At 55.9% G+C, this 18,775-nt stretch carries 16 protein-coding genes and 1 pseudogene; 3 read left to right on the top strand and 14 right to left on the bottom strand.

Going from position 1 to position 18,775, the window contains the following annotated elements:
* Positions 1 to 234 (top strand): annotated as a pseudogene (locus U2949_RS00810) (hypothetical protein); the annotation flags it as partial.
* Here U2949_RS00810 and U2949_RS00805 read toward each other — a convergent pair.
* From U2949_RS00805 to U2949_RS00760, 10 genes are all read right to left on the bottom strand, one after another.
* Positions 207 to 1,613 (bottom strand): efflux transporter outer membrane subunit, encoded by a 1,407-nt coding sequence (locus U2949_RS00805; protein ID WP_257723558.1) that lies wholly within the window; start codon positions 1,611 to 1,613, stop codon positions 207 to 209. The pseudogene U2949_RS00810 and the gene U2949_RS00805 sit on opposite strands and share 28 nt — an antisense overlap.
* Entirely contained in the window at positions 1,610 to 2,794 is a 1,185-nt protein-coding gene (locus tag U2949_RS00800) for an HlyD family secretion protein (RefSeq protein WP_321285613.1), read from the bottom strand. Before U2949_RS00800 ends, U2949_RS00805 begins: the two co-directional genes overlap by 4 nt.
* A gap of 15 nt (positions 2,795 to 2,809) precedes the next feature.
* A complete protein-coding gene (locus U2949_RS00795; RefSeq protein WP_321285608.1) occupies positions 2,810 to 4,462 on the bottom strand; it encodes an MFS transporter in 1,653 nt (550 codons plus the stop codon).
* Entirely contained in the window at positions 4,459 to 5,058 is a 600-nt protein-coding gene (locus tag U2949_RS00790) for a TetR/AcrR family transcriptional regulator (protein WP_321285606.1), read from the bottom strand. Before U2949_RS00790 ends, U2949_RS00795 begins: the two co-directional genes overlap by 4 nt.
* A 218-nt stretch (positions 5,059 to 5,276) precedes the next feature.
* A complete protein-coding gene (locus tag U2949_RS00785) occupies positions 5,277 to 5,972 on the bottom strand; it encodes a hypothetical protein (RefSeq protein ID WP_321285604.1) in 696 nt (231 codons plus the stop codon).
* Between the two features lie 141 nt (positions 5,973 to 6,113).
* Positions 6,114 to 6,629 carry a DUF2165 domain-containing protein gene (locus U2949_RS00780; RefSeq protein WP_257723561.1) on the bottom strand — a complete coding sequence of 172 codons (516 nt, stop codon included), beginning with the start codon at positions 6,627 to 6,629 and terminating at the stop codon, positions 6,114 to 6,116.
* A gap of 13 nt (positions 6,630 to 6,642) precedes the next feature.
* On the bottom strand, positions 6,643 to 7,374 hold the full coding sequence (locus tag U2949_RS00775; RefSeq protein WP_321285601.1) for an HAD family hydrolase: 732 nt from the start codon (positions 7,372 to 7,374) through the stop codon (positions 6,643 to 6,645).
* A gap of 19 nt (positions 7,375 to 7,393) precedes the next feature.
* The gene (locus tag U2949_RS00770) at positions 7,394 to 8,233 is read right to left on the bottom strand and encodes an AfsA-related hotdog domain-containing protein (protein ID WP_051316404.1); all 840 of its coding nucleotides are present in this window, start codon (positions 8,231 to 8,233) and stop codon (positions 7,394 to 7,396) included.
* Positions 8,234 to 8,330: 97 nt separating this feature from the next.
* A complete protein-coding gene (locus U2949_RS00765) occupies positions 8,331 to 9,527 on the bottom strand; it encodes an MFS transporter (RefSeq protein ID WP_321285598.1) in 1,197 nt (398 codons plus the stop codon).
* A gap of 62 nt (positions 9,528 to 9,589) precedes the next feature.
* On the bottom strand, positions 9,590 to 10,105 hold the full coding sequence (locus U2949_RS00760) for a MarR family winged helix-turn-helix transcriptional regulator (protein WP_199264883.1): 516 nt from the start codon (positions 10,103 to 10,105) through the stop codon (positions 9,590 to 9,592).
* Between the two features lie 192 nt (positions 10,106 to 10,297).
* On the opposite strand from U2949_RS00760, the gene U2949_RS00755 reads away from it, so the two are divergent.
* The gene (locus U2949_RS00755) at positions 10,298 to 10,798 is read left to right on the top strand and encodes a DinB family protein (RefSeq protein ID WP_321285595.1); all 501 of its coding nucleotides are present in this window, start codon (positions 10,298 to 10,300) and stop codon (positions 10,796 to 10,798) included.
* Positions 10,799 to 10,973: 175 nt separating this feature from the next.
* Here the strand turns inward: U2949_RS00755 and fauA are convergent, their stop codons facing one another.
* The 3 genes from fauA to U2949_RS00740 form a co-directional block, all read right to left on the bottom strand.
* Entirely contained in the window at positions 10,974 to 13,172 is a 2,199-nt protein-coding gene (fauA, locus tag U2949_RS00750; RefSeq protein ID WP_257723564.1) for a TonB-dependent alcaligin siderophore receptor FauA, read from the bottom strand.
* 106 nt (positions 13,173 to 13,278) lie between these two features.
* A complete protein-coding gene (locus tag U2949_RS00745) occupies positions 13,279 to 14,454 on the bottom strand; it encodes a multidrug effflux MFS transporter (RefSeq protein ID WP_321286157.1) in 1,176 nt (391 codons plus the stop codon).
* Between the two features lie 147 nt (positions 14,455 to 14,601).
* On the bottom strand, positions 14,602 to 15,576 hold the full coding sequence (locus U2949_RS00740; protein WP_407654155.1) for a helix-turn-helix transcriptional regulator: 975 nt from the start codon (positions 15,574 to 15,576) through the stop codon (positions 14,602 to 14,604).
* Between the two features lie 451 nt (positions 15,577 to 16,027).
* Here U2949_RS00740 and U2949_RS00735 point away from each other — a divergent pair, with 451 nt between their 5' ends.
* Complete coding sequence (locus U2949_RS00735) at positions 16,028 to 16,930, top strand: alpha/beta hydrolase (protein ID WP_026484781.1); 903 nt, start codon at positions 16,028 to 16,030, stop codon at positions 16,928 to 16,930.
* Between the two features lie 51 nt (positions 16,931 to 16,981).
* Here U2949_RS00735 and U2949_RS00730 read toward each other — a convergent pair whose 3' ends face one another.
* The gene (locus tag U2949_RS00730) at positions 16,982 to 18,685 is read right to left on the bottom strand and encodes a DUF4153 domain-containing protein (RefSeq protein ID WP_321285592.1); all 1,704 of its coding nucleotides are present in this window, start codon (positions 18,683 to 18,685) and stop codon (positions 16,982 to 16,984) included.
* Positions 18,686 to 18,775: the final 90 nt, after the last annotated feature.

Below are 18,775 nucleotides of genomic sequence, written 5' to 3'. Positions count from 1 at the left end.
AGGAAGGAAGGAAGGAAGGAAGGAAGGAAGGAAGGAAGGAAGGAAGGAAGGAAGGCGGAGTTGCTCCTTTCTGTTGCTGTTGCTGTTGCTGTTGCTGTTGCTGTTGCTGTTGCTACTGCTGCAAACGCAGGCCAAGGTTCAGACCCCTGGCAGCATCAGAACACACATGTTCCACCTGACAAAGCCCCCCTACCGTCCCTTTCAAGTTACTCCCGCTTCATCGCCTTTTCATAATCCCAACCACCGCCCAGTGCCTTGTACAGATCCACCATATTCTGCAACTGGCTTTCCCGCACGGCGATGACCTGATTTTCTGCCTCGTACAGATTCCGCTGCGCATCCAGTTGTTCCAGATAAGACGCATAGCCAGCCTCATAGCGATTGCGGGCGTGCTCCAAGGAGCGCTTCAGGACGTCCCGACGAACGGTCACGTGGCTTAACTCTTCCGCAAAACGACGCTGGCCCGCCAAAGCGTTTTCCACTTCGGAAAAGGCTGTCAAAACAACGCCACGATACGCAAAGGCCGCCTCATCGCGCTGGGCTGTTGCCGAATCAAACTGCGCCTGCAAACGGCCACGGTCAAAAATTGGCGCCAGAATGCTGCCACCCAAACTCCAGATCTTGGTCGGGTCATAACTCAAGGCGCTGACGTACAAAGCCCCTGCCCGTGCCGACAAGGAAACCTGTGGCAGAAAGGCAGTCCGGCTGGCTGCCATGGACGCGTCCTTGGAAGCCAAGCCGAGCTCTGCTCGCGCAATATCAGGACGGCGGCGTAGCAGCTCGGACGGCAAGCCAGAGCCCGGTGCAGGCAGCTCTAAGGCCGACAAGCTGGAACTGGCATTCTGCTGATAAACCGCAGGCAGTTCCCCAGTCAAAAGGCGCAAGGCATTGTGATGACGGCTAATCGCCAACTCCAGCTGTGGAATATGCTGCTCTACCGCTTCCAGCTCGGACTGGGCCTGGGTCAACTCCAGCTGGGAGATATAGCCCGCATCAAACTTTTCCTGCGCCAGGCGCAAGGCTTCTGTCCGGGAGGTAGAGGTGGCCTTGGCCTGCAGCAACTGCGCTTCCAGACCCAGCAAGGCAATATAGGTACGTGCCGTCTCGGAGGCCACGCTTAAGGCAATGGCATCGTAATCCGCCTGCGTGGCAGACAGCTTGAGTTCGGCCGCTTTTGCCTGCGAACTCAAGCGCCCCCATAGATCCAGCTCCCAATTCAATTGCACGGCAGGCTGTACCGCACGACTGATTGCCATGCCGCCAGGCCCCAAGGCCCGCTCTGCATGCGCGCCGGTGTCAAAGGACAAGGAAGGGCCCAAGGACGAATCCGCCAACTGCACCGCGGCCCTGGCCTGTTCGATGCGCGTCGCGGCACTCAAGATATCGTTATTACGTGCCAAGGCAGCTTCTACAAGCGCACTCAAGCCGGGATCGTTAAAGGCTTTCCACCAGGCCGAATCAACGACTGTGCCCTCAGAGGATGCTCCTATCCACCCGGATGGCACGGCTACTTGCGCCTGCTCGGGTGTGGCCCGGTAAGCAGGCATACAGCCAGACAACAGCGCCGCGCCACTTAACAAGGCCATGCCATACGTTCTTGCAGACAGGCTCATTGTTCATGCTCCTGTTTTGCTTGATCTGGCTTATCCGAAATATCCACCTTGGCAATCACGGACATGCCGGGTCGCAAACGCTCCATACCGGGCTGATCCGCATCGATAGCAATGCGTACCGGCAAGCGCTGAACAACCTTGGTGAAGTTGCCGCTGGCATTATCCGCGCGCAGCACAGAAAACTCGGAGCCCGTAGCCGGGGCAATGCGCTCTACATGACCTTGAAACTCTGTGCCATCCAGACCATCCACAGTGAATCGTGCCAGCTGCCCCACATGAATACCCGCCGTCTGCGTTTCCTTGAAGTTCGCCACTACCCAACGGGTATCCGGCACCAGAAACAGCAGTTGCGAACCCGCCGTCACATACTGGCCCTGGCGCACAGACGCTTCGCTGATCTGACCGGCTGCGGGCGCAGTCACTACGGTGTTATCCAAATCAATACGAGCCAGCCCCAAAGCCGCCTCGGCTGACTTCACCTTGGCCTGCAAGGTCGCCCGAGCCACCTCGGTGGACTTGATGGTTTCCTGGGCAATCGCAATGTTCGCCTTGGCTTGCAGCATATTGCCGCGTCCCAGCTCGGCAGTCGCTACAGCCTGATCGCGCTCTCGCACCGAGATCGAACCTTTGTTTGCCAATTCCCTGGCACGATTACGATCCGCCTCGGAGCGACGGGCTTCAGCCTGAGCCGACACCAAGGCCGCCTTGCGAGCATCCAGACTGGCCCGGTTCTGTGCCTGGGCTTGATCCAGATTCGCCAACTCGGCCAAAGCCGCATCCAGCTGAGCCTGCGCCTGATGCAATTTCTCTTTATAAATGCGATCATCAATGCGCACCAAAGGCTGGCCCGCCTGGACTCGCTCAAAGTCCTGCACCAGCACCTCGGACACATAACCGCTCACCTGCGGTGCCAGCACCGTCATTTGCCCACGTACATAGGCGTTGTCGGTGGTGACGCGAGTGGTGTTGAACGGCCCCAGGTTCCAAGCCCACAAGATCAACAGCACCCCACCCAGCAATACAAAGGCCATCGCAATAACGCTGCGTTTGCTGGGCTTGATAACCTTGGGAGGCGACGAAGGTGCAGTGTTCGGACCTAGCTTGCCATCGTTATCCGAGTCTGTCGGCGCGGCAAGCTCACTATTGCGATCCTGATTTCCAGATGAAGTGTCTTGACTCATAAATACGGACCAGGTTTAAGAATTCGAAGAAGTACCAGCAGCGGCTTGCGTTCGTCTGGACTGAATAGCAGGGCCAGCGGCCAGTAGCACGGGCCATAACAAAAAGCCCGTCGCCAGAATGCCAATCAACAGAAAAACATCGTTGTACGCCCTGACACTGGCTTCCCGGCGGGCAATCTGTGCCAGCTGGGCCGTGCCCGTCGCCGCCCGCAACACGGGGTCAGTCACTATTGGCGCCACGGCCTGTTGCTGCTGCTTCAGTCGATTAGCCACCAAGGGTTCAGCCACATTCACATGACTGACAATGGCGGCGTAATGATGCTGCTGTCTCTGCTGCTGAAAAGTGCTCAAGGACGCGGTGCCCATCAATCCGCCCAAGGTCTGGGTGACATTGAGCAGCACGATGAAAGTCACAATATGGTCAGGGCCATACTTGAAGGCTTGTTTGAAGCCAATCATCACCAAGGGCCCCATGAACATACCGGCGCCAATGGACAGCACGAACTGGCTATAGAAAAAATCCTGCGGGCGGTCCAGACTGGTACGCCCAAAATCCATGAAGCTGGACACGCCAATCAGCAAAATCGCGGCAAACACCTGTACCAGAATCGTCCTGGGCCCAAAGGTGACGGCGCTGAGCACAATGCCGCACACAATGCCCACAAACACCACCCAGAACAAAGGCTGCATCTGCTCCGAACCCATGCCCAAACTGCGCAGCATATTGACCATGCCGTAGTTCTGCTCGGTCGTAATGAAGCGCAGAATCATGGCACCAACGGCAAAGTAAATGGTGGAACCCTGCGCCAACCACCGCACTTTCAGCAAAGGATTGACGCGGTGATATTCCAGAAACGAGCAGACAGTAAACAGGAACAAGGACGTCATCGCCATCCAGGCCAGGCTTGTGTCGTTGAACCACCAGCGGATATAGCCTTGCGTCAAGAATGCGATCAGCAAACCGGCAGCCGGAGCAAACAAGGCAAAAGCCAGGAAGTCCAGTTTTTCAAACGCCTTGATCTGATAGCCGGGGGGCAACTTCAGCAGCACCACTGCCGCGAAGGAGCACAAGGCCATGCCCGCCTCAAAGCTATATAAGCCGTGCCAATTCCCCAGCTCTATCAAGGACGGCGACAGCACCCAGGCCAAGGGCGTGGCCATTTGCGTGATACTTACTCCCAGCACCAGAGCCTTGCCTAGCAGGCGTCTGGGGAAAGCTTGCAGCATATACAAGACGCCCAGGGTGCTGGCCGCCGCACCAGAAAACCCGCTGGCACCGCGCAGAAAAATCAGTGACTCAGCGCTATTAATGGATAGGTGCAGCAAGGCCAGAACGGCATACAAACCCAGGCCTATCTCGGCAAACAGGCGCATGCCATATTGCTGCCTGAACTTGAACACCAGCAAATTGGCGGTGATATTGACCATGGCATAGGCAGCAGGCAACCAGACAGCCTCGGAGGGCGTCAACCCCAGCTCCCCTTGCAGGGTGGGCAAATTCACCGACACCAGAGCATTACCCAAACCACCTGTCAAACCAACTAGAATCGCGACCAGACCATAGGCCACGCGTATATGCGATTCGTGGTGAGGGGCCGATGGCGAGCCCGGCATGAAGGGCTTTTCATGGTCTTCCCAATGTGGATGCGGCTTGATGTACTGACTCATTCAGGCTCCCAATCGGGAGCATTACGGTCCACCTGCAACAACACGCCTTCGCACAAGAACTTCAGCGAGCGTTTTACGAACAGCAGCCTTTCCTTGTCCGTGCGCCCCCGCAAGCTGGCAGCCAGCATGCCAATCAACAAGGGAATATCCGTGGGCTGCAAGGCCGGGTTGCACTGCCCGGCAGCCTGCCCCATTGCCAAAGGTTCGCGTGCCAGATCAATCAAACGTGCGCGCACCCCCACAATGGTGGGGTGATTGGGATCAATCGCTTTCCAGTAATCGGACATGGGAGCTGACTCCAGCGCGAACCCTGCCAGCACCTGCATCAAGACCTTGAAGTCCTGGGCATTGCCTTTGCGCTTGCTTAAGAAGCGCTCTTCAATCCGGTCTGCTGCCCGTATCAGCAACGCCTCCATCAAGGCAGCCCGATCAGGAAAATTGCGATACAGCGTTGCCCGCCCCACCCCCGCCTGCGACACGACCTGATCCAAAGGAGCCGTGACACCACACTTGCTAAAGACCGTATTGGCCGCATCCAGCAACAGTTCCCGGCGTTCCAAGGCATCAGAACGATTAGGTAAATTCCGGTTTTTCATTCCGAAATTATACGGACAGTTTTGTCCGCTTAAAAAGAGGGAAGATTAAAAATATGGTAAGAAACGATATTCCATATATGAAATAAAGCCTGCCAAGGCACGCAGGAAAAGTCCAGGGCAGGCTGTCTGCCTTTATTGAAAAAAAACGCATACCGACGAAAAAGGCGCGACCGCAAGCAGTCGCGCCCTGTTCTATTCAGATCACACCGCGCAGGCCCTTAGCCCACTTTGGAGCCACTCGAACTTTCCTTGGGCTGCTTCTTCAGCCAGCTGTCATGCAGCCATTTTTCAGTTTGCCTATGCCCGGGAAAGGTAATCCATGTGATGTCACGCTCAAAGATCATAGGCTGCTCATCCGGGCCCACAATCACCCAGAACCACAGACGATCCTCCAGATTCCTGGCCTTCACCTTCATCCCGGTCAAGGTGACCGTCTCCACACGGCCATTACGTTCCACGCGAATCGGTTCGTCATGCTTGTCGATCCAATGAATTTCCATGCGAGGCAACAAGTCAGGTGCATACTGCTGCAGGAACTCACGTGCGATTTCCTCACTGCGCTGGCTGTCTGGCAAAGGGCGACCCACCAGGTCCAGAGAGACATTGGCAAAACCTTTAAGGCGACCTGACGGCGCAATTACCGAACTAAAGTGCTCGCCTTCCAGACCGGCATTACGTCCGTCCTTGCGCTCATAGCGCGTCAATACAACGGCCTCCCCATCCGCACTGACCTGACTGCTCATGACCTGGGCATGGGTTTCCGGAATAAAGGCATCAATAGAAGGGCTGGCAAGCGTGCTCATGGCATTCTCCGTAATGGAAAGGACATTCTGTTGAGCCTGAGCAGGAAAAACCCAGGCCGTTTGCATCATCAAAGCAGCAAGCAAGGATGGCAAAGAAAGATGGACTCGCATAAGGCGGACTCCTGTAAAAAGAAAGCATCGCGCTAGAGAAATCGAACTTCATGGTCCCGTTCTCAAACGCTGCTTTCAGAAAAACAGCCAAGTTGTCCGGCTGGTAACTCACGGCCGTAAAACCAAGACAGGTCTAAAGAGCTAGAGCGCTCGGCTTTGCTCTAGAGGTTGTGTCTGAACATAATTCAGGGCGCACAAGCCAATCACGATCAAGCTGAAGTGCACCATCTGGACTGGCCCTTGCTTGAGCCAATACCCAAACCACAGACCGCCGCAGATGAAAAACAACCACAAAAAAACAAACAGGCTCAAAGCCAATACTGCGCGATTGCGTGCACGTAAAAGAACACAGCCCTTTTGCACCCAGAAGGCCCTTGCATAAGAGAGGGCGGCCCACCACAGCAAGATGGCACAAGTCAGCTGGACCGCAGCCACCGCATATAACACCGCCGGGGCCCATTGCGCTGACCAAGCCCGCCACAACAAACCTGCACCCAGCAGCTCCTCCGCCATCACCAAATCCATAGAAAGCGTATGGCTCAGCAGTAAACGATTAGTCCCGGAGTCCGTGACATTGTTGATGACAGCAATCGACAACCACATAGCCAAGCCACCCAGGATCAGCAAACGACTAAACGCAATAAGACGTATCGACATAACCCCTACCTCATCACAAGGAATACTGATTCAAGATGGGCCAGCCACGCTCTTGTGCTATACCCATCAAATCCGGGTTTCCTGCTACCACCCTCGGAAAACCGACAAGCTCCAGCATGGGCAGATCAGAAATGTGATCGCCATACCCATAACAATCCGCGGCGCATCCTGCCTGATGCTCCAGAAACTGTTGAACGGCTAGCCGCTTTCCTTCTCCTATGGTCTGTGTTCCCTTGATTTCACCGGTGTAATTGCCCCCAAGAACCTCCAACTGATTGGCCAGCACATAGCACACGTCCAGATCTCGAGCCAGGGGCTGCAGAATCTCGCAACTGGAGCCAGATACAAACACAGGCTGTACGCCATTGCGCTGATGCTCCCTCAAAGCCTGGATGGCTGGCTGAATGTAGTAGTTCTCTTGCTGGCGCATTTGCTGATGCCAGTCTGCTATCGCTGCTTGTAAATCAGCTTGTCTGCAGCCCTTGAACACATGCCAGAACAAGCGATTAATTTTGTCTCTGGATGTACCATCGGCAATCTGTCCACGCATTCGCCGCTCAGCTTCTTGACTAGCAGCTTCACCGCCCTCTTGTCCGAGCGTTTTGCACCAGTAGTAATTGCGAAAACTGAACATGCTTTTCATGTTGATGAGAGTTTCATCAACATCAAAAAACGCAAATTGAATTGTTCCCATCCCCTGCCTTTCCTTAAGTGCGACCAGGACAAAATCCTGGTCGACGATCATTCAAAAAACCGTAATCGCTCTACAGCAAGGCTTGCTCTGGGCAAGGAGCCGCTGTCTGATTCGATAGAAAGGCAGAGACATCATCCGTGACATCGCTCTGGGCATTGAGCATGCCCAACTCATTGACATACTGCTGGACAACACTGGCGGCCAACTGGTTTTCCTTCTGAGTAATCAGCACATCATCAAAGACCGTGAACTTGACTTCCATACCTGCAACGACTGCACCGCCCTGATAAATATTCATGTCGGCATGAAACCAGACTCGATCCGCCCTGAGCTTTTTCTGTTCCAGAACGTGATAGCGGATTTGAGCGGGCAAAGGAAAGGCAAACGCCTGAAACCGCATCGTCATCGTGTTGATCACAAAGTAGCGCTTAGGTGCTTGGTAGTCTTCCAGGCAAAACCGCTCTGTTACCGCCAAAAACATCTGACGGCACGCCTCTGTCAGCACCATTCCCTGCACATGCTGTCCAGTCAGATGGTCCAGCATCAACTCGTTCCGATCATCCAGCATCAAGTCCGCAATAAAGCCACCATCTTGCGCAACTTCAGGTACAGAAATCAGAGTGTTTTCCGGGCGATGCTTATGTACCAGGGGCTTGGCAGCCAGGCGCTTCCCTCGCCATGTGTGCCAATGCTTGAACTCCTGAAGCAGGCCTTTACTGATACCTACAAACCAGGCATGACTGACCTGCTCCTGACTCAAACCCTGGCCAGCGATCAACTGCCGGCCAGCCAACGGTCCGCGTTCAGGACACTCGTCATGCAACAGCTTCATCAGACGCTCATACAGCAATAAATTTTCATTCTGAGCAAATCGGTCAAAGCCCTTCGGAACAACAATAAGTACTTCCATTTTTCTACTCTCCCTTAAAAATTCTTGACGCTGATGTTTTGCAAAGGCACTTATTAACTGCACCCTTCTCATCTTTCCGTGATAGCTGTCTTTTTTCTTATTGCTTGTTAACGAGCACCTCACTGCGCCTTAATCCACTAAGGGCATAGATCGCACACCCTGCCAGCAAACCAGCCAGCAATAAATACGTATCCTCCAAAGGCCAGGCCGCAGTCTGCTGAGCCACCCAAGGCCCCAGGCTTGCGCCGATAAACAGCACAAAGGTGTAGAGCGATACCGCCAAGCCTCGTACTGACAATTCGCTTAGCCCGGCTACTCGAGCAATCAGGCTCGGCACACTGATACCAATCCCAGCCACAAAGATGAAACTGGCCCCAAGCAGTCCCCAAGGATGGGCCTGTCCGGTTATCGCACTGAGTGCCAGGCCGGTGGCAGCACACACCAGGCCAGCGCTCAGTACTCGCTGAGGCCCCATTCTGGGCATGACCAGCGCCACCAATAAAGGCATCAAAAAGGCAGGGGCAACCAGAGCGCGCGTCATCATGGGAGACAGGCCCAACTGCGTGAACTGCGCAGCAAGCTTGCTATCAAGCGTCATATAAAAGGCAACAAAGCACAGCAGCAGAAAGAAGGCCGGCACATAGACACGCAGCAATCCGGGATTGGCCAGCAGTCGGCCCACCGATCGGTAGTTGCGCAGAAAACCGTGCAGGCCCTGCGACTCCAGCTCATCTGCCGCTCTGCGCCATAAGCGCCATGCCGTCAGCATGAAAATGCCACTCAAGGGCAAGAAAGCCGCTCCCAAGCCCCAACGCCCGGCAATCAAGCCGCCATAGATTTGCCCCAGCAAGCCTGCCGACAAAAAGGCGGTGCTCATCCAGGCAACACTCCACATTCTCTGTCGAGAACTGCCCCGCTCTGCCAGATAGGCAATCGCCACCGGAGGAAATGAAGAAGCAGCTAGCCCCTGACACAACCGGCCAACAACAATGGCGGCAGGTGACTGCACCACCGCCAGCAAAGCAGTCAGTCCGGCCAGAGCCAGCAAGCCGCCAACCATGACCTTGCAGCGGCCCAAACGATCCGACAGCGGTCCAAAAATGAGAAAACCCAAGGCGTAGGCAAAACCAAAACTGCTGACCATGCCTGTTGCACCCACCCCGTAGGATTGCTCCAGAACGGCAAGCACCGGCAAAGGCAGATAGAGCAAAGAGACGACGGACAAGGCACAGATCACCATCAATGCCCGCAGGCCCGTACCTACAGATCCCTCTTCATGTTCGGATACATTCATCTCTAATGTTCCTGGCTGTTATACAGCAAGCTACATATTTATTTAAAAAAAACGGCAGACAACTATCCGCCGTTTGCCTTGGGCAACACGCCTTCTCGCTTCATCTTGAACATCAATCGAATCAGCATCTCCCGCTCTGATTCATCGAAATGGCTCATCAGCTTGGCAACCCACACATAATGAGCTGGCAAGGCTTGACCGAGCACTTGTGCCCCGTGCTCGGTCAATCGAACCACCCAGGCACGACGATCTTGCGGGTGCTGCTCCCGATCACACAGGCCTGCTGCTTCCATGCGATCAATAATGCGTGTCATGGTTTGCGACGTCACCGACACCCCGTCGGCCAGTACACCAATACTCAGCCCCTCTGGATTGCGTTTCAGCAAAATCAGAACAAAGAACTGGGTCTGAGACAAACCGCTTGTCCGATCAAGATTGGCCTCAAACGCAGACAACATCTCGCTGGTGGCAGAAGCCCAGATCAACCAGGTATGCAAGCCATCCACATCCGGATTGCTGTACTCGGCTCCCAGCGTTACCAATGTGTCGTAACTGGGAAGGTCCTTGAGTTCAAACATCGCGTCACCACATAATCATCATGGCTGAAATGTAGCTGACTACCTATCTGCAGGTCAAGCACTTTACCATCGGGGCAAGCCATATCGGGGAAAGCCAACATTCAGTCTTGCTCCTGCTGCCTGTTTAAAGAAATAATCACGATACTCCAGCCCCTGACACAGCCCTCCATGACACCTCAAACAGCAATACGAATGGCCTCATACAACAACCAGATGAACCGCCGGCTTTACGATGCGGCGGCCAGTCTTTCTGTGCAGGACTTGCATCAGGAACGCGGGGCCTTCTTTGGTTCGCTGTTCAAGACCATGATGCACATTGCGGTGGGAGACACCGTCTGGCTGCACCGCTTTGCCGAGCATCCTGATGCTCACGCCTTGCGCGAGCAAATCGGCGTATTTGCCAAGCCACGCGCACTGGACCAGCAGTTGTTCGACACCTTGATGGAACTGGATCAGTACCGTCACAAGCTGGACCTGATCATTATTGATTGGGCCGCCACGCTGACAGCGGAACAACTGGGCCAAACGCTACGCTATAGCAATATGGCGGGCCAGGGCATGGAAAAGGATTTTGCCCTTTTAGTGACGCACTTTTTTAATCACCAGACTCACCATCGCGGTCAGGCCAGCACCTTGTTGTATCAGGCAGGTGTCGATATTGGGGTGACTGATTTATTGGCTTTGGTGTCCTGAATTTGTAGCCCGCAGGTCTCAAAGCAGACCGATAGCGCTGTTCTTGTAGCTCAAGGGCTACAAGATCTCTGTGTCCGAGATACAGCAAGCAACATATCCGCTTCCAATAAAAAAGCCTGCTTGGCGATGACAAGCAGGCTTTGGCATCAGGCTCTACTGCCTGCACCTTTCCCTCTTAATACTGCGCCCGCAAGGACAGCATCACGTTCTGGGGCGCCCCATACCAGCCCTGGTTATAAAATCCGATCTGCGAGTAGTACTTCTTGTCGAACAGGTTGTTTACGTTCAGCGTGGCGGACATGCGCTTGTTGAAGTCATAGCGCGCCATCAGGTTGACGATGGCATAGCTGCCCTGCTCTACCTTGACCACTTTACGGGCCGGTGCGGTCGCATCCTGGTACATGCGGTTTTGCCAGTCGATACCACCACCCACTGTCAGCCCTTGCCAATCGCCCTGCAAACGATAGGTGGTGTATAGCTTGAACAAAGTACGTGGCTTGCTGGTGTTGATGGGTTTGCCCTGTGCATCCTTGGCCGTGAAGGTCGTCAAGCTGCTGGCCAGGTTCCAACCGGGCATCAACTCCCCACCCAGCTCCAGCTCGATACCTTCTACCTTGGCTCCCGACACGGGGCGATAAGCGGGGGTATTGGGCGGCGCGCCGATCACGTTATTGCCAGTGGCTTCGGCCAGATTGTCCTGGCGGGTCTGGAACACGGAGACCGCCCCATTCAAGCGGCCATCCAGCCAGGCGGCCTTCAAGCCCAGTTCGTAGCTTTTACCCGTGATGGGAGCCAGAAGATCACCCTGTTCGTTGCGGGCGTTCTGCGGTTTGAAGATCTCTGTATAGCTGGCGTAAGCCGTATAGGTATCGTCAAAGTCGTAGATCAGGCCGGCATAAGGGATGAACTCATTGCGATTGCGATACTGGCGTTTGGCACCAAAGTAGGTCTGGTCCGTCTCCCAGTTGCTCAAGCGTCCACCTACCATCAAGCGCAGATTATCCATCAAGGCAAAACGCCCCACGGCATAGGCACCAGACTGTCTGTTGTTCATGTCATCCGCCTGGGAGGGCTCGCCTGACCACACGGGTTCGGGCACGCGACCCGGCTGATAAAAACTGCCCGCATCCGGCAAAGGTGCCAGGGCGCGATACTGCGGGAAAGAGACGCGGTCCTGGGACATCATCCAGCCCACAGAGAACTCATGCTCTTTACCGAACAGCTCGAAGGGGCCGGACAAAGAGGCATTGAATGCCTTGCGACGCACATCCCCCTTGTAATAAGAATAGGAGTTAGCGGTACCCAAGCCGGTTTCCCGATCCGGGTAGCCGCCCCGGAAAATCTGCTTCATGGATGCATCGGTGTGCGACTGGTTATAAGTCAGGCGCAGCTTCAAGTCATTGGCAAACTGATGGCTCAAATCCAGAAAGCCCGTGGTGGTGTCATTCTCGATGCGCGACCAGTCCGTATTGTTGGAAACAGAGCGCTTGAAGTCTGTACGCGAACCATCGCTATAGAACAGCGGAAAACCACTGCCAAAGCCATTGTTCGAGCTGGACTGATAGGCCACTCCACCGGTCAATTCCATGCCGGGCATCAGGTCAGCCGTAATCACGCCATACAAGGTGCGCGTCTTGGTGTCCTGCAAACTGGTGTAGCTATTGGCCTTGCCATAAGCACCCACAATACGCCCGCGAATACGGCCATCTTCGGTAATGGGTGTGGAAACATCGGCATAGCCACGGGCAAAGTCCCAGCTGCCTACGTCCACGCCCCCCGATGCTGCAAAATCACGCAAGGGACGCTTGCGCACATAGTTGACCGAGGCCGAGGGGCTGCCCGCCCCCGTCATCAAACCTGTCGCACCGCGCACCACTTCAACCCGATCAAACACCACCAGGTCCAGATTGCTTTCACCAAAAGCCCAGGGCGAGAGCACAGGCTGGGTCCAGCCATCAAACTGATAGTTATCGATGCCAAAACCACGCGAGGAAAAGGAATAACGGTTGGTATCGCTGCGCGTCACGGAAATACCCGGGGCGCTTTGCAGGGCATCGGCCGTTGTCTGCATACCGCGATCTTCCATCATCTGGCGGGTCACCACACTGACCGACTGCGGTGTTTCACGAATGGACAATGACAAGCCCGTGGCTGTGCTCATGGCCTTGGTGGTGTAGGACTGGCTGGTTTCGGTCACCCCCGGATCGCGATTGCCTTTGACCGTAATTGTGGACAGCTCCACAGGGGATTGATCAGGAGTCTTGGTCTGCGCCCAGACCGGGCTGCCCGCGGCCGCCAGCAACATGGCGGAGCGAGTAAGAGGTGTCAGCAAACGCACTCGCACGCGAGCAGAACGGGAAAAAACGGCAGACATGAAGGTGGATCTCAGCAAAGGTTTTAGATGCGAATAATTATCATCTTCATGTTTCGTAGCGATGTATTCATAAACGCAAAAACGCTATGCCAAACATCAGTCCTGCCTATGACACGGCCCGATCTGCACGCTTTTGCAGCCAGAGCCAGGCTGCAAGGCTGGCAATTACGGCCAACAGCATCGCGGCCGCCATGCGCACAGGCTGCCCGTAGACCCAAGGTACGCACCAGCCACTGACCAGGGAAAAGGTAGCCATCTGACAAAACCCCAGCAAGGAAGCTGCCAACCCCGCACGTGCGGGAACCTGCGCCAAGACCTGCATGGTCATCACGGGAAACAGCATGGCCAGCCCGGCGGCAAACACTGCCGGCAACCCGACCGCCCACATCAATGCGGGCTCTGCAGCACGTGCCAGGTAGGCGACATAGGCCAGGCAGCTCCCCAGCATCAAGCCATAGGCACAAGTAATCAGCTTGCGCGCCTCCCAACGGCGGGCGAGCTGGGCCGAGGCCAAGGCTCCCGCGCTGGCCCCCATCACCAAGGGCACGAACAAAGCAGCAAATGCGGTCTCGGGCAGCTTCAAGGTATGGGTGATGAAATCAGGCGCGGCACCAATCAGAAATGCCTGCGCACCGATCAACAAGCTCAAAGCCAGACTCATTCCCATGAAACGAATATTGCGCAGCAAAAGCCATAGCTCGCCCCGCAACTGCGACCAGACCAAAGGCTGACGTCTGGACGTCGGCAAGGTCTCTGGCAGGCGCAGCGCACACAAGCAAGCCGCCAGCGCGGCCAATACGGCCAGCATCCAGAACACGGAGCGCCAGCCCAGATGGGCGATCAACTGCCCGCCCACAATCGGTGCCAGCGCGGGCGAGACATTGAACACCAGCAAGATATAAGAAAATGTGCGCTGCGCCTGCTGCCCCTGATAGCAATCACGCACCATGGCCTGCCCGATGACCAGGCCAGCTCCGGCGGACAAGCCTTGCAAGACACGGCCCGCCAACAAGAACGAGAAGCTGGGCGCCACAGCGGCCATCACTGAACCTGCCACATAAACCAGCAGTGAGGCCAACACCACCGGCTTGCGCCCCCAGGCATCGGACAAGGTACCGTGCAATAACAACATGGCCGCATAGGCAGACATGTACACGCCCAAGGTCTGCTGCACGCTGTGTGGCGGCACATTGAATTCCTGTTCCAGAGCGCTGAATGCAGGCAAATAAGCATCAATGGTGGCCGGTGCCACGCAGGCGAGCAGGCCCAACATCAAGACCATCAAGGGATACGGCGGAAGCAGGAAAGGCGGCACAGTCACATACAAAAAGAAGCGGCCCACAAGGGGCAGGGTCTTTCAGCATGAGCGATGCAAGCGTCGTCAGGGAATGCGCAATGCTTGAAGAGCTTTGGGCAATGACGGGACAGCCTAATTCAATTCGCTGGGTGAGATGCCATAGCGCTCACGGAATGCCGTGGCGAAGTTGGTGGCATGGCGATAGCCTACATAGTGTGCCGCCTGCTGTACGCTCCAGCCTTGCGCCAGATACTCTCGCGCCAGTTCCAGCCTGCGCTCACGCAGCCAGCCAAATACCGAGCATTGATAGACCGCCTGAAACTTCACCCGCAAAGTGCTGGGACTCATGCAGGCCAGTTTGGCCAGATCTGCCAAGGTGTGATCCTCGCCAGGCGAATGGTAGAGGCGCTCTCTGACACGTTCCAGCAATTGCCGATCACGTGCGGAGACGGGAGAATCGTTTTCTGTTTCTCGGGCCAGGCCATCCAGCGCATGAGCCAGCACTTGCAAGCTGACGCCCTCCAGCAGCAGATTGTGCAAGGTGCCCTGCCAGGGGCTGTCTATCAACTGATCGATCGCGGTCAACAAATGCGGGGGCACCGCCCAGCGTTGCAATCGTATCCGCGAAGAACCCATGACTTTGGCCAGCATCTCTCCCAAGGGCGAGTCAGCCAAGCTGTCAGGTGTATGTAAAGTGATGTTCAAGCCACGCAGACGCTGCCCAGCAGGATGAGTTCCAGTCATGGCCACCGCGTCCGCATGTGCAATGGTGGCCCCACTTTGAGCCATCATGCTGACCGTGTTCTGGCTGGCGAGCTGAGTCTGCGCCCGACCCTGCAACATGACAATGGCCGAGAACTGCGGCGCGGCCAAAGAGGTCGCCTGGTATTGGTGGTGAGTGATGATGTCTGAAAGCACCATCTTCATGCCGGGCCGGACCTCGTATTCCTGCACCCGCCCTTCAGCAATACAAACCTGCTCCATGTCCTGCTTGGGACCGTTGTAATCCGGCAAGCAATAGCGAAAGCCCGTCGGACTACCGAGTCGGTCAAAGTCCGATACCGTAAATCTGATCATAGGAGTTTGGGAGCAAGCAGCCCGAGCCAGGCCCGCAAATAATTCTTTAATGGCGCGGATGTCGGGAAAGGGTGAAATAGGTCACATGAGAATAGCACACATTCTCAATTATAAGGCGGCTTTATATTTCTACCCTTGCCGTCATGAAACCTGCGCTATCGGGATAGACTGGCAGGCAAGCCTGTCTCTGTACGCTGAACCAGCATGAAATTTATGATCCATACCATTGCTGCTCTCTTTTTCTGGTGGCTATTTTACGAACGCTATTACCAGTATCGCGACTGCATTTAAGCCGATTCCTCAAGCTGCTATGGGCCTGAAGGTAACAACCTGATCAGTGGAGGAGCAGTCTGGTCCGTCCCCGCTTTGCTCTTTAGCAGCATCGCGGCTTACCAGCTGTATAAATTGATTCGTCACTACAGAGGCCGTAGGATGTAATAATAATCATTATCAACTTACCTTATCGCCCTACAATTTGATAATGACCTCCCTGCCCCGCTTTCTGATCAGTACCGCCACGCTCTGCCTGGCGTTGACACTTCCCTCCCACGCCCAGCAAACCCAGCGCCCCTGGAACGAGGCAGCCGGCCCCTCCATCGTGGACCAGCAACAAAGCCTGTACCGCTTCGAGACGCTGATCATGTCCTCGGAAGACGGCAAGCGGCACTACAAAATACAGATAGGCACCCCGAACCGCCCCGCCCCCGCACGCGGTCATCCGGTGATTTATATGGTGGATGGCAATGCCGCCATGGCCAGTATTGATGTGGACGACCTGAAAGCCATCAGCGCCCTGTCTGCCCCGGTACTGGTTGCCATTGGCTACGACACCGAAGCGCGTCACGATGTGATTGCACGCGCCTTCGACTACACGCCTCCCGTTACGGAAAACGGCATCAGCAAGCCGGTGGAAGTACGGGGCCGTTCAGGAGGCGGTGCAGATATTTTTCTGGACTATATAGAAACCCACATCAAGCCTGCCGTGGAAGAACGCGAGCCTATTGATCGCTCCCGTCAGACCCTGTGGGGCCACTCTTACGGCGGCCTGTTCGCCTTGCACACCCTGTTCACCCATCCTGATCTGTACCAGCGCTACGTGGCGGGCGATCCCTCCCTGTGGTGGTATGACGGGATTCTGGTCAAGACGGCTCAAGCTTTTGATACAACGCTGGCCAAGGACAAGCGAATTGCCATCATGGTGGGCGGGCAGCGCCGCAGTACCTCCATGAGCAATGCTGCGGCTCAATGGTCCGCACAGGATATGGCCAAGCATTTGCAGGATGCAGGTCTGAACGTCAGCTACGAAAACTTCAGCGACTTGAACCACGGGCAGATGCTGGCCGCCTCCTTGAAGCCCGCCCTGCGAATTGCGGCTCAGCCGTAATGCCTTCAAACCAAAGGCATCACCACTGATCGCTCTATCAGCGCCCTGCCCTCAAGGGCGCTGAGCTGCACCTACAAAGCCACCATCAGGCAACTTCAAGACATTGAAAGGCGCGGGCTCAATGACCGCTCCCTTGGCGTGAATGCCATCAATGACGGCGCCCATATTATCCAGCGACAAACCGGGCGTGAAAGCGGTCGCCTTCTCCCATTCCCCATTAGCGGTCTGCACAAAGACAGCGCCATTGTTCATGGGGTTGTTAACCGACAGAACAATCGCTTCGTCTCCCGCTTCGCCCGGCAACAAATCCACAAATACCAGCAAGCAACCGGGATGGTTGCCCGGAGTTCGAGTCTCGCAAGCCTTGGCCAGATAGGCGATGTCCCAGCCTGGATAGGTTTCGATAAAGGACTGACGTAAAGGATGATCAGCTGGGGAGCTGGGCAAGGAGCCCAAGAGCATCTGCCGCGCCTTGTCCTCACCGATGTCCCAGACTTCGAGCTCTTGATCCGGCACAGCCTCCTCAGGTTTATCCTCGGACTTCCCAACCAACAAATTCTTCTCGACCACATAGTCCACGGCCTTTTGCCCTGGCAGTCCCCAATACATTCTCATTTCCGTATCCGGGAACTCATCTGCGCTTAGCGTACCGGCCTCAAGCCGAGCCACTTGCGAAGCCGCCGAGATCGCTTCGGGAGAGCCAATACGCAGCAGCCAGATAATAGCCAGCACAATCAAAGCCAGCGCCATCCCCACATTGGAGCGGCGTACTCGCGCCATCCAGTGTTGAGAGTGGCAGGCAGCCCAGAAGTAGCTCAAACCATAGCCAGCCGCCACCAGCGCTGCCGTCATGACCAGAACACGACTGGGGGTCCAACCATATTGAGCAACCCGCGCCCAAATCGCCCACAAGGCCACACTTGCCAGCACGGGCATGACAAAGCCCAGTAAACGGGCCGAGGCGCGCAACAAAGGGTTTGCGCTGGCATTCGCATCCTCGTCCGCGACGACCGAAGACACCAGAGTCGAGGCACCCAGAACGGCCGCCACGCACAAGGCGGCCAATGGCAAACCTTCACCCGTACGCCAGGGCAAAGCCACAATAAACACGACCATCACCACCAGCAAAATGGGGGTCAGCAAACGCAGCAGCTTCAGCAACAGAATAGGGGACAGATAGCCGCCATCCGAGTCCGAGGCCAACGCCAGACCTGCTCCCACCAAAGCACCAGACACCACAGCCGCAACCGTGGGTTCCAACAGCACATCCCCTAACAGGGTGATGCCGACAAAGCTGAGCAGCATATGGCACGCCATCAACACGCCCCAGGCCAGGCCGCAGAAGAACAGTGCGACGGCCCAGGAACACACCATGGACCAACTCAGCTCGAACAGGCGACGGTAATCAGCCCAATCGCGTGGACGCTCTACCAGAATGGCAAGAAACGGCAGAGTAATAGTCGCCAGCAGCCCCATTGCCACCCACATCTGCGGTGCCCGCCAAAAAAGGGCGACCTCTGCATATCCCCCTTGCGCCTGCAAGATCAGCGCCGCGCTGGCCACGCCCAAACCCAGGGACACCAGCAAGGCCTTGCGCACAGAGACGTGCATCAGCAAGGTGAAAGACGCCACCCCAAAGATTCCCACCGCCAACAGCAAGGACACCCAGATATGCTCGCGCGGCGCAGGCGCCATCATCAAATTGCTGAAGGCCACCCATTCAAGCAGGCCCAGCAGGGCCCCGGCCAAACACAAGGTCAGCGTCCGCCGGTTTTGTAAGGAAGAAAATGATATCGCAATCATGGTGAGTAAAAAGCAGTCGATTCAACAATGACAGCAGATGGA

Source organism: Alcaligenes phenolicus, assembly GCF_032063905.1.
Lineage (GTDB): Bacteria > Pseudomonadota > Gammaproteobacteria > Burkholderiales > Burkholderiaceae_B > Alcaligenes > Alcaligenes phenolicus.
This window is presented reverse-complemented; position numbering and strand designations above follow the sequence as displayed.

What these genes read in the sequence shown, in the direction of transcription:
- U2949_RS00805 (WP_257723558.1), bottom strand. Translation starts at nt 1,613, where the DNA reads ATGAGCCTGTCTGCAAGAACGTATGGCATGGCCTTGTTAAGTGGCGCG.
- U2949_RS00800 (WP_321285613.1), bottom strand. Translation starts at nt 2,794, where the DNA reads ATGAGTCAAGACACTTCATCTGGAAATCAGGATCGCAATAGTGAGCTT.
- U2949_RS00795 (WP_321285608.1), bottom strand. Translation starts at nt 4,462, where the DNA reads ATGAGTCAGTACATCAAGCCGCATCCACATTGGGAAGACCATGAAAAG.
- U2949_RS00790 (WP_321285606.1), bottom strand. Translation starts at nt 5,058, where the DNA reads ATGAAAAACCGGAATTTACCTAATCGTTCTGATGCCTTGGAACGCCGG.
- U2949_RS00785 (WP_321285604.1), bottom strand. Translation starts at nt 5,972, where the DNA reads ATGCGAGTCCATCTTTCTTTGCCATCCTTGCTTGCTGCTTTGATGATG.
- U2949_RS00780 (WP_257723561.1), bottom strand. Translation starts at nt 6,629, where the DNA reads ATGTCGATACGTCTTATTGCGTTTAGTCGTTTGCTGATCCTGGGTGGC.
- U2949_RS00775 (WP_321285601.1), bottom strand. Translation starts at nt 7,374, where the DNA reads ATGATCGTCGACCAGGATTTTGTCCTGGTCGCACTTAAGGAAAGGCAG.
- U2949_RS00770 (WP_051316404.1), bottom strand. Translation starts at nt 8,233, where the DNA reads ATGGAAGTACTTATTGTTGTTCCGAAGGGCTTTGACCGATTTGCTCAG.
- U2949_RS00765 (WP_321285598.1), bottom strand. Translation starts at nt 9,527, where the DNA reads ATGAATGTATCCGAACATGAAGAGGGATCTGTAGGTACGGGCCTGCGG.
- U2949_RS00760 (WP_199264883.1), bottom strand. Translation starts at nt 10,105, where the DNA reads ATGTTTGAACTCAAGGACCTTCCCAGTTACGACACATTGGTAACGCTG.
- U2949_RS00755 (WP_321285595.1), top strand. Translation starts at nt 10,298, where the DNA reads ATGGCCTCATACAACAACCAGATGAACCGCCGGCTTTACGATGCGGCG.
- fauA (WP_257723564.1), bottom strand. Translation starts at nt 13,172, where the DNA reads ATGTCTGCCGTTTTTTCCCGTTCTGCTCGCGTGCGAGTGCGTTTGCTG.
- U2949_RS00745 (WP_321286157.1), bottom strand. Translation starts at nt 14,454, where the DNA reads ATGGTCTTGATGTTGGGCCTGCTCGCCTGCGTGGCACCGGCCACCATT.
- U2949_RS00735 (WP_026484781.1), top strand. Translation starts at nt 16,028, where the DNA reads ATGACCTCCCTGCCCCGCTTTCTGATCAGTACCGCCACGCTCTGCCTG.